At 70.3% G+C, this 7,196-nt stretch carries 8 protein-coding genes and 1 pseudogene; 5 read left to right on the forward strand and 4 right to left on the reverse strand.

Annotated features, from left to right (window positions below):
• Nucleotides 1–485 (forward strand): hypothetical protein (locus HCN51_RS57225; protein ID WP_206069104.1); only part of this gene is annotated, 485 nt, incomplete at its 5' end.
• 125 nt (nt 486–610) lie between these two features.
• Here HCN51_RS57225 and HCN51_RS57230 read toward each other — a convergent pair.
• Complete coding sequence (locus HCN51_RS57230; protein WP_168022155.1) at nt 611–1,531, reverse strand: tannase/feruloyl esterase family alpha/beta hydrolase; 921 nt, start codon at nt 1,529–1,531, stop codon at nt 611–613.
• Nucleotides 1,532–1,874: 343 nt separating this feature from the next.
• Between HCN51_RS57230 and HCN51_RS57235 the strand changes: the two genes are divergently transcribed.
• Nucleotides 1,875–2,342 carry a SigE family RNA polymerase sigma factor gene (locus tag HCN51_RS57235; protein WP_168022156.1) on the forward strand — a complete coding sequence of 156 codons (468 nt, stop codon included), beginning with the start codon at nt 1,875–1,877 and terminating at the stop codon, nt 2,340–2,342.
• On the forward strand, nt 2,339–3,628 hold the full coding sequence (locus HCN51_RS57240) for a TolB-like translocation protein (protein WP_168022157.1): 1,290 nt from the start codon (nt 2,339–2,341) through the stop codon (nt 3,626–3,628). Before HCN51_RS57235 ends, HCN51_RS57240 begins: the two co-directional genes overlap by 4 nt.
• 165 nt (nt 3,629–3,793) lie before the next feature.
• Here the strand turns inward: HCN51_RS57240 and HCN51_RS57245 are convergent.
• A pseudogene (locus HCN51_RS57245) lies at nt 3,794–4,063 on the reverse strand (integrase core domain-containing protein); the annotation flags it as partial.
• Between the two features lie 152 nt (nt 4,064–4,215).
• Nucleotides 4,216–5,118: a BTAD domain-containing putative transcriptional regulator gene (locus HCN51_RS60965; protein ID WP_168022159.1), complete on the reverse strand. Its 903-nt coding sequence runs from the start codon at nt 5,116–5,118 to the stop codon at nt 4,216–4,218.
• Between the two features lie 125 nt (nt 5,119–5,243).
• Between HCN51_RS60965 and HCN51_RS57255 the strand changes: the two genes are divergently transcribed.
• Both HCN51_RS57255 and HCN51_RS58715 read left to right on the forward strand, forming a co-directional pair.
• Nucleotides 5,244–5,966 carry a polysaccharide deacetylase family protein gene (locus HCN51_RS57255; protein ID WP_346434191.1) on the forward strand — a complete coding sequence of 241 codons (723 nt, stop codon included), beginning with the start codon at nt 5,244–5,246 and terminating at the stop codon, nt 5,964–5,966.
• 154 nt (nt 5,967–6,120) lie between these two features.
• Entirely contained in the window at nt 6,121–6,606 is a 486-nt protein-coding gene (locus HCN51_RS58715) for a polysaccharide deacetylase family protein (protein WP_206069106.1), read from the forward strand.
• A gap of 91 nt (nt 6,607–6,697) precedes the next feature.
• On the opposite strand, the gene HCN51_RS57265 is transcribed toward HCN51_RS58715, so the two are convergent.
• Complete coding sequence (locus HCN51_RS57265; protein WP_240974298.1) at nt 6,698–6,925, reverse strand: DUF1731 domain-containing protein; 228 nt, start codon at nt 6,923–6,925, stop codon at nt 6,698–6,700.
• Between the last annotated feature and the right edge of the window lie 271 nt (nt 6,926–7,196).

Consider the following 7,196-nt stretch of genomic DNA (forward strand, 5'->3'; position numbering starts at 1 on the left):
GTGGGATTCCGGGCGTGTGTTTTTCCGTTCGGCCGGGCAGCACCGCCACTCCGGTACGGCGTGGTGTGTCGGCCGAACGCGAGAGTCACTTCCGGGCCCGGCTGCTGGACCTGATGCCACGCGCGGCCGACACCGTCCAGGCCGACCCGTACTTCGCCCTGCTCGACCAGGTGCTGCTGGACCATCACATCTCGGCCATCGAGGCCGACACGCTGATCGCCCTAGCCGTCCGCCTGGATCTCAGCCGTACCGACGCCATCGGTCTGCACCACGACCTCGTCCCCTCGATCATAAAACATCACCGTTTCGGCCGCCTCCGTAGCGACTGGATCAGTTTCTGCCGCCGCTACGGTGTGGACCCCATTCTCGAGCGCGACCCCGCCGCCACCACTCTGCGCATGGCCCGCGAGCTACGCTCCCTGGCTGCCCCTACGTCCGCGCCAGCGATCAGCCGGACGTACGCGCAGAACTCGATCGCCGCTTGATCGGCCTCGTCGAGGGTAGGCCGGCCACTTGGGGTGCTGTCTGAAAACCGAGGATGCCGGTACATCGCTTTTGCGCCGATCGGCGCGCGCTGCAGGATCTGCGGCGCTGCTCGTTTCGCGTACGGTCAGGACGTCGCGGAGGCTTTGCGAGTCAGCCAGGTGCGGGCCGGGCTGAGCTTCAGCTGGGCTCCCTCCGTTGTCGCCCACGTCTGGTAGCCGTGGGAGTACAGGCGCTCGCCGAGCCAGTGGTAGTCATCCTTCACTGGGCGGCGCGGGGTGAAGGGGACGAAGTTGGCGGCGTCGTCGATGCTGCCCGAGCCGTCGTAGCGGGCGAGCGCCGGGTAGGGGAAGACGGGACGGGTCCGGGTGGCGTTGGATGCGATGATCTCGCCGGGGGAGCGGCCGCTCTCCACCCAGGCCATCACCGGGGTGAGGATGTCGAAGGTGTCCGGACCCTCACCGCCGCCGCAGTGCGCGACGCCCGGGAAGAGGTAGAGCCGGGTGAAACCGTCGACCCGGCCCTTGCCCATGGTCCTGTTCATCGCGTCGTAGTAGGCGAGGGTGCCCTGTGGCGAGATGTGCTCGTCGTTCCAGCCGTGCCAGAGCAGGAGCTTGCCGCCGGAGCGCTGGAAGCGGGACAGGTCGGGGTCCATGGCGGCCAGGTAGCTGGACCAGAACGACTCGGTGGTGAGCTTCAGGTCCGGTAGTTGCCAGTCCGGCTGCACCACGTTGGTGTAGCCGAGGTAGCGGGCGAAGGACGTCACGAAGTTCTCACTCATCACGCGGGTGCCCTGGGCAGCCGGGACGAACAGGGTCCAGCCGAGCTCGGAGCCCCACTCGTGGGCGATGGCGGGTTCGAGACGGTTGCCGTCCGCGGTGACCGCGCCGTCGTGCAGGCGCCGGACCACCCCGGCCTCGGCCGGGGACAGGCAGGTCGCTGCGTCCTGCCCGGCGGCGCACTCGAGCGTCGCGGGGGCGAAGTGACACAGGCGCGGGTCGTCGATCAATCCGTCCTTGAGGCCGTCGAGGTCGTCGCAGGCGGCCAACGCGGGCCAGAGCCGTTGTTCTTACAGTCCACGTGCTGCTGATTGTTCGACGGCAGGGCGGCCCGTAGCGAGTTCGGACACGCTTGTAGTCGTGGAGCGGCTAACGTTCAGCAGCCGGGTGATCGAGGACACGGTGGCGTCGGGCTGGGTGAGCGCAAGGCGCGGGCGTGCCGGATCAGCTCGCGGACGAACTCAGCAAGGGCGGCGAAGACGTGGAAGACGAGTCGGCCGCACTTCGCGACGGTTACGGCGCGGTCGCACCGTCGCGCCTCCTAGACGTGACGGTGCGAAGCAGATGCTGATCTCGTGCAACAGGTAGGCGCACTTTTTGATCCTTGGGTTCGTGGAAGATTTCGACGAGTTCATCCAGGCACGGGGAGACGCGCTCCTTCGCTACGGCTACGTGCTTGCCGGGAACTCCGAGGACGCGGCCGATCTCGTGCAGGAGGCGCTGGCCCGACTGGGTGATGCCTGGTTCCGTGTGCGCCAGAAGAACGACCCCGAGGGGTACGTGCGCACGATCATGGTCAGGCTGCACGTCAAATCGTGGCGTCGCCGTCATCGTGAGGACCTGGTCGCCGCCGTCCCTGATCATGGCGGACTCGACCAGTACAGCGACGCCGCCCTGTGGGCCGCTCTTCAGGAACTGCCCCGCAGGCAGCGAGCTGTCATCGTTCTTCGCTACTACGAGGACCTGCCGGACCAGGAGATCGCCGAGATCCTCGGTGTCTCCCGAGGGACCGTACGCAGCCAGGCCGCCCGCGCCTTGGACAAGCTCCGGATCAAGCATGCTTTTCAGGAGGCACGATGAGAGACGAACAGGATCTGATCCAGACCCTGCGCGCAGCCGCCGATCAGGTGAATCGTTGCGATCTCTCGGAGGGCGTGGCCAAGCGACGGCGCGCCAGGCGTACCAGGCACCGGGTGCAGGTTTTGCTCGCGGCGGTGGCAGTGGTGGCGATCGCGGGTAGCGTGACGGCAGTCCTGTCCGGCAAGGACCGGAAGGAACCTGAACCCGCCGTGGCGGTCAGCCCTTCTCCGTCCGTTTCCGAAGCGTTCGTGCCCGAGACGAAGCCGGTCGCCGAGTTGTGGCCACAAGCGGTGCTCAAGGTCCCGATGAAGAACTCGGAAGGTTGGAAGGTGTACCCGGTGACCGGCCTGAGCGCCACCGAGGTGCTGCTGGTCGCGAATTCCCGGTTCGAGAAAGCCGGGCGGCTCGAGATGTTCGACTCGACCTCGGGGAGGAGCCGCGTGCTCGGTTCCATCCCCAGTCCCCAGAAAAAGTACTACCCCCAGCTGTTCGCGGTGGGTTCTGAGTACATCGCATGGTTCGGAGAAACGCCCCAGGACTCCGACGACTGGGCGGATTTCTGGATCATGCCCAGACAGGGCGGCACAGCCCGGCGCGTCGGCGAGGTCGACGCCGACGTCGAGAAGATCGCCGTCACCGACGGCTTCGTCGTGTGGTCGGTGCGGGAAGGCGGCATCTACCGCATGCCGCTGAGCGGTGGTGCCCCCGAGCGGCTGCCCGGCACTGACGGGCTCCACCTGACGGCCTGGCCGTGGGCCGCAGGCCGGGCCGGCGAGCGCCCGGACGCGAACCAGAATCGTCTCGTCAACCTGGAGACCGGCCAGTCATTCGATGTCTCGCTGCCCGAAGGTGTGCAGGCGATGCAGTGTCATGCGCAGTGGTGCGTCGGCGCCCTGGACGGGCACGTGATCAGGCAGCGCATCGACGGGTCGGAGCGCGAGAGCCTGCCTCAGGGGCTGCGCCTGAACCACATGCGCTCGCTGCTGGGTGACCGATACGCGGTGTTCAGGGTGTATGACCCGGATCGCAACAAGATCGGGGTGCCGATCGCCGTGGTGTACGACCTGGAGAGCGGCGTGTTCGCCGGAATCGGCAGACGGTCGGGCGGCGTGCTGTCCGGCAACATGGCGGTGGGCGCGTCATCCTCCGCGCCTTCCGCCACCATCTACTGGGACGCCGACGAGAAGTCTCACGAAGAGTGCGGCCATACCACCGGTTGCGCCGTCAAGACGCGTGGTGGCGGTAAGGAGTACACCGTGGTGAACCTGAAGGCCGTTACCCGATGACCACCATCGTTATCTGAGGTTGTCAAGCGAACTGGCTGGCCAGCCGCTTGGACGTCTGCCAGGCGCGTAGGCGAGCAGACCCAGCATGCCGAGCACGATGTGGTCCCGGCGCGAAGGCACTCGAGCATCTGGAGGGGGCTGGCCCCGAAGCGTGGGCACCGGCTGTCATGCGGCGAGCAGCACTCTATCGACGGTCTGCTGCTCGTAGTCGATCGGGCTCAGGTAGCCGAGGGCGGAGTGCCTTCTGCGGGTGTTGTAGCGGGCGATCCATCTGAAGACGGCCAGGCGGGCCTCGCGTGCCGAGGACCAGTGCTGGGCGCCTTGAAGCGTCTCGCGTTTCGGGGTGGCATTGCAGGACTCCGCGGCGGCGTTGTCGGCGCTGGACCCGACGCCGTCCATGGACTGGCGCACGCCGAGCTCGGCGCAAACGCTGGCCGGGGTGACCATTCTGGGCGGATGCGCCGCCAGCTCCTGGCGCACGCTGACGTCCATGCGGGAGCCGGGCCTGCGCTCGCTGAGAAGTGGCGGGGATGGACCGGCACGGAGATCCGGCGGCGGCCCCGACGATGGCTCGTAGGCGCTGCCCGTCATGACGGTCGAACGGTTGGCGGCTCGCCTCGCCATAATTGCAGGGCTGCGCGGAACAGGGCGTCCGCTGCGGCCCCGCCTCCTTGCGCCTGGGCGGTGCGAGCGCGTTTGACCAGGCGGACGAACAGGTGGGCGTCGATATGGTCGGGTTCGAGCACGAGCCGGTAACCGCCCTGCGTGGTCTGGATGATCTCTTCGGTGGTGTGAGATCCGTCACCGGGCGTGCCGGCGTAGCCGACGCTCGCCTGCGGCAGCCGCCGCTCCGCCCGCAGCGCCAGATGGGTGGGGACGGCGTAGTCGCGGGCCGGGGCGGAGGTCTCGGTGTTGTCGTCCCAGACGACCGGGGCTCCCGTCCCGGCGTCCACCGCGCCGCTGTCGGCGCCCCCGTTGGGGCCCGCCCCGCCGCCGTTGCCGTTGACGCTCGCGTCGAGGCGCGCGTACAGCCGCAGGCCGGCGGGCCGCAGGCGGGTGCGCACGACCACGGCGTTCCGGTCGGGGTCGGTGACGTAGGTGGTGGTCAGGCGGTAGCGACCCCGCCGGCTGGTGGAGGTGATCGTGCAGATCATACCCGAGGCGTCGGTCGCCACCCGGTAGGTGGTGTCGCGGGACTGCAGCTCGGTGAACGTCCTGCCGTCGGTGACGACGAACTGCATGGTCTCGACGTTGGTGTTGTCGATGGTGGGCTCGTACACGTCCGACAGGAGGCCGCCCGCGACCATGTACCAGACCTTGGACGCGCGCCCCGCCGAGGTGCCCACGCAGTCCTTGCGCGCCATCCCGAAGTGCGAGGCCGCGCCAGGCCCGCCCGGCGCGGGGCCCCGGGCGAGCGCGGGCGCGCCGGGGACGGTGACGAGCGCGGCGACGACGACCAGGGCAAGGACGTACCGACGGATCGCGGACATACCACAGCTCCCCTTCCGACCCCCGATGGGTCGGGAGAAGACCAGCGCCGCACGCCTGTCAAGCGTGACCCGCTTGTCCGCGATCGGCCACCCTCGCCCGCGCCGCCGTGGTTGGATGGACGACCGTGATCATCCACCTGAAGGGGCGCGGGCGACGGCGGCTCGTGCTGGCCGCCGCCGCGCTGGCGGTCCTGCTGCTGGCCGGGCTGGGCGCGTACCGGCTGATGAACGCGCGCACGTACCAGATCGCCGGGCAGCTCACGGCCCGCGTGGAGACCCGCGAGAAGGTGGTGGCCCTCACCTTCGACGACGGGCCGGACGAGCACACCCAGGAGATCATCGACCTCCTCGCGGAGGAGCGCGTCCGCGCGACCTTCTTCGTCGTCGGCTCCATGCTGGAGGCCAGGCCCCAGGACGGCCGCGCGCTTGTGGCGGCCGGGCACCAGCTCGCCAACCACACCTACTCGCACCGGCGCATGGTCTTCGTCACCCCCGGCACGGTCGCCGACGAGGTGGAGCGCACCGACGCCCTCATCCGCGCGGCCGGGCAGCGCGGCGACATCCTCTTCCGCCCGCCGACCGGCAAGAAGCTGCTCGTCCTCCCCCTCTACCTGTCCGCCCACAACCGCCACACCGTCATGTGGGACGTCGAGCCGGACTCCGGCCGCACCCCGTCGCCCGAACAGATCGCCGCCGAGGTGCGCGACCAGGTCAGGCCCGGCTCGATCGTCCTGCTGCACCCCTGGTACGGAGGCGGGGCCCGCACCCGGGCGGCGCTGAAGGACCTGATCGCCGCCGTGCGCGGCGAGGGCTACCGCTTCGTCACCGTCTCGGAGCTGCTCGGCTGATTCATCCGGAACGCCCTCTCCCGCGAACCAGGCACCCGGGACGGTAGCCCAACCTTTTGGCACGGTCCTGGGCGGAATGGCCTGGACCGTCACTCAGGGGGGACGCGCCGGGGGCGGCGCGTCGAGGGGGGTCGATGAACAGCGGCGTGAAGCCGTGCGGGCCCGGCTGGGCCGGCACGACACGGGGGTGGGGCGGGCCGTGGCCATGGCCGTGCTGATCGCGGCGGCGACCGGGACGGCCAGGCTCGCCACCACGAGGGCCCCGGCCCGTGCCACGACCGGAACGGCCGGGGCCGCCCCCGCGACGGCTCAGGCCGCCGGGGGCGCGGCGGCGGCCACCGGGAGCGCGGCGGGGGCCGGCACGGGGGCGGGCTCGTCAGCAGAGGCGGAGGCCGACTGCCGGCGCGTCCAATGCGTGGCGCTCACCCTCGACTGGCGGCACCGCGACAGCAGGAAGGTCGCCCGCAAGGCGCTCAAGTCGGTCCGTCCGGGCAGCGTCGTCCTGTTCCACGACATCCACCCGACGACCGTGGACGCCATGCCGCGCGTGCTGAAGGGGCTGGCGAAACGCGGCTACCGGTTCGTCATCGTCAGCCGGCTCTACGGCGGCCGGCCGCCCCGGGTGGTCTACGGCCGCTGACGCCCACCCGGCTGCCCGGTCCGCGCCGCCGCTCGGGCGAGGCGGTCCTCACGCGGGTGTCGCGCCCCGTGCCCGGCGGGCGAGGCGGTCCTCACGCGGGTGTCGCGCCGCGTGCCCGGCGGACCAGGTCGCGGGCGGCCTCCTCCCATCGGGGATGGTCGAAGGCGAAGCCCGAGTCGAGCAGCCGGCCGGGGACGACTCGTCGGCTCTTGAGCAGCAGTTCGGTGTCCGAGCGCAGCGCCAACGCGCCCAGCTCGGCCATCCACCTCGTCGCGGGCAGGCCCACCGGCATGCCCCACGCGACACGCAGCGCGCGCATGAACGCGCGCTGCGGCAAGGGCTCGGGCGCCGCGAGGTTCACGGGCCCGGCGAGGTCGTCCCGGTGGATCCCCGAGGTGGCGGGCCGCCTGCGCCAAGCGGGCCGGGCTCGACAGTCACCTCGGCCGTGCTGAGGTCGGCGGAGACGTCCGCCTGGGTGACGATTGGACGATGACGGGCCAGCGGCCGCCCGCCAGCGGGGAGCGGATCGCGCTCTGCGGGGTGAGGCGCCGTAGTTGTAGAGCGGTGCGTGGCAGATGGTGCTCCAGTGT

It is taken from the genome of Nonomuraea composti, assembly GCF_012034275.1.
In the GTDB taxonomy this organism is placed as follows: domain Bacteria; phylum Actinomycetota; class Actinomycetes; order Streptosporangiales; family Streptosporangiaceae; genus Nonomuraea; species Nonomuraea composti.